Annotated in this window: 3 protein-coding genes; 1 reads left to right on the top strand and 2 read right to left on the bottom strand. The window is 44.3% G+C overall.

Going from position 1 to position 3,022, the window contains the following annotated elements; genetic code table 11:
• Positions 1–207: 207 nt before the first annotated feature.
• Positions 208–618: an HNH endonuclease gene (locus GC093_RS22405; RefSeq protein ID WP_171654143.1), complete on the top strand. Its 411-nt coding sequence runs from the start codon at positions 208–210 to the stop codon at positions 616–618.
• A gap of 219 nt (positions 619–837) precedes the next feature.
• Here the strand turns inward: GC093_RS22405 and GC093_RS22410 are convergent, their stop codons facing one another.
• On the bottom strand, positions 838–1,296 hold the full coding sequence (locus GC093_RS22410; RefSeq protein ID WP_171654144.1) for a methyltransferase: 459 nt from the start codon (positions 1,294–1,296) through the stop codon (positions 838–840).
• Positions 1,297–1,467: 171 nt separating this feature from the next.
• Complete coding sequence (locus GC093_RS22415) at positions 1,468–2,955, bottom strand: zinc-ribbon domain-containing protein (protein ID WP_171654145.1); 1,488 nt, start codon at positions 2,953–2,955, stop codon at positions 1,468–1,470.
• Positions 2,956–3,022: the final 67 nt, after the last annotated feature.

The following is a 3,022-nucleotide window of genomic DNA, read 5'->3' on the forward strand; positions in this document are numbered from 1 at the left end:
GCTTAATGATAAAATCAGCATCGAGTTTTAACAGAGCCTAACAAAAAAAAGCCCCGCGGGAGCTTTCCCAGCGAGGCTTCTTGTTATCGAGCTGCTAAGGTATTTAACATATCCGATACTCCTCTCGTCTCCAACAGACATAACCACGTATCAAATAAACAAATTGTCTGTGGTTATACTAACTTTAGCCTTAGGAGGCGATTGACTATGATACGAGTACTCAATGTGGATGGCCAAAAACTAACCCCATGTTTACTTCACCGGGCTTGGAGGGAAGTTAATCGAGCCCGTGCAGTCTGGATCGACGAGCAGACAATCCAATTACTTTACAACCCATTTTTATTTCGAGACTATCGAAAAGCTGCATTAAAACGGGATAATTACACTTGTTTGTGGTGTGGACGTCCCGCAACGACTGTAGATCATATTGTCCCTTCAAGTAAAGGAGGCTCAGATCTTCCCCAAAACTTACTCGCTTCTTGCATTGAATGCAACACGAAACGAGGAAACCGTTCAGCGTTCTCATATCTTTTAGAAAAAGTATTTTCCGTGCCGAATTCTATCAAGCTCTGTTACCGCATCATTAAAGCTAAACATAACCATCGTCGAGCGAACTGATGTAAGTACTCTTCACCGCCTTGAGGCGGTTTTTATCTTTATAGGGCGTCCAATAGGCATAGTTGTTTCCTAATTGGGGAAGCAGGAGGAGTAAATGCGGTTCATATGCAGGTTGCCGTTTCTTCATGTTTATTGAGCTATCGTTCTCCGATAGTTGAACGAAGCTTCCCATCGAACAACGTGATATCTAGAAAGACTTTAATAGAAGAATATCATGGATTAGTTCCTAACCTCGAAACTAATTTTTATCTGTTCGATATCTTTTTTCAACAAAGTGTATTGTTCCTTATCCTCCTGGTTGCTAGGATCGTATTGCACATCTGTTGGAGTGTCAAACGCATAGACAGTATTACCTAGCTCACCAATTTTAGAAATGTGAATAATCTTAGCCAGTTCGATCCCTTTGGTTTCCCACTGATCTTTAGGCCAAACCTCAACTCTAAATAATTCACCCTTTCCGACCTTTGTGATAAATCTGAAGGCCATAACATCTTCATGTTTGAGTTCAACAACTTCAAAATTATCGCGCCATTTAGATGGTAACGTAAGGCTGAATTTATACTTCTCGTTCTCATACTTAATACTTTTAGTGACCACAGTCGTATCTTTTGAACAAGCGGCTAGAATCTGGACTGCGATTAATAATAACATTACTGCACGAACTACCAACTTTATCATAGACGACTCTTCAGCTCCTCAAGAATACTATCGTTCCTCGTTAACTTAACCATGCCCAATAGCGTCATGGGGCTGCCGATTAATCCTCGGCACCCCCATGATGTCTGTTTATGCAGCTCTCGTATCCGATAGCTTAATCAATTTTGCCATAATACCACCGGCCGCTAAAGGTTACTTTTTTCGGTTCTTGCACCTTGGACACCAAGTTCCATTCTTAATGTTATTTGGTTTTGCCGGCCATTCGTGCCCTCGGCCGCATCTCCAAATCAAATGTGTCTGACTATTAACGTAAACATCCGTTAAGCATTCACCACCACGTTGACGGGCCAGTTCATGCATTTCCTCTATAGTATCCTTCCGGGCTTCAGAACGCCTTTTGGTCGAACATTTCTTGCACCATCTCCCGCTCCTTACGTCAGAAGCAGTAGCTTTCCATGTATGACCCTGTTCGCATTGCCAAAGAAGATGCGTTTGACTGTTGATATATTCATTGGAAAGACACAAACCATTCCGCTGACGAGCAGTTTCATGCATGTCAGCGATTGTTAGTGGTTGATTGCCAGCACACTTCCCGCACCACTGACTACTGGTAATATCATTTGGTTTAGCATTCCACTCATGACCAAATTTGCAGCGCCATGGAACCGGGGTTTTGTTATTTATATACGAAGTTGCGAGACACTCACCACCGTGCTTCCGTGCCAATTCCCTTAGCTTATTCAAGGGTTTTAACCCTTCATAAAACGAACTAAGATTGACCTTATTGGTGACCAAAGGAACACCTAGCAATTTTAGGTGCTGCCTAGTAAATCGGATGAGTTCATCGTCGGAGTGAGCGGCAGTATAAGGGATCGCAATCAATCGAATCCCGATCGCAGCACACATTGCTTCCTTCTTGCGCTCTTGACGCTCAAGAAATTGACCATAGAATTTATGAAAGTGTTCTAGAAACTGATAATGCTGAATGCCGTGGTACTCGAAGGCTAGCTTCAAAGTCTCATTATAGCCATCCAATTCATATGGCTTTATGACTCTCTTGTTTTTAATGAAAGCTTGTCCGGTTAACTCTTGAATGATGATCCGGCATTTATCCTCGGTCGTAAGCCGGCAGGTTGGGCACCAAGAGCCGTTTTTTATAGAATTCGGCTTGGCAGGCCACCGGTGACCGTTATGGCATTCCCATTCCAGCTCTGTATGGGCATTCGTATAATCAGTAGAAAGGCAGCGGCCTCCCCTTGCTTCGGCCAGTTGCTGCATCTCTTCAATACCTGCTCGAGCACTTATTGCTCTCTGCTGAATGGAACACTTTGAGCACCATTTTCCACTTTTGATAGCCACCGGAGCTCGTTCAAAGACATGACCCTTACTGCACAGCCATTTTAGCTTCGTGCCGGTGTTTATATAATGCTGGGATAGGCACTTCCCACCCTTAGCTTGTGCAAGCTCCCTCATTTGCACGATGGTTGATTTTTCACCGCCGGCGCAGACTCTACACCAGGAGCTGAACTTGACCTTGGCGGGTACAGCGTCCCATGTATGACCATCAGCACATTCCCAGGTGAGTTTAGTTTGGCTGTTGATATATTTGTCCGACAGGCAGCGGCCGCCTCGTACTTCGGCCAGCTTGTGCATGTCCTCTATCGTTTGTTTTTTGGTCATTTTCGGCGTTCCCCGCTTGCTTAAGAATTAGCGCCGGCAGGCTGTGTACTTGAACTATCGTTCACCG

The sequence above is a fragment of the Paenibacillus foliorum genome (genome assembly GCF_013141765.1).
Lineage (GTDB): Bacteria > Bacillota > Bacilli > Paenibacillales > NBRC-103111 > Paenibacillus_S > Paenibacillus_S foliorum.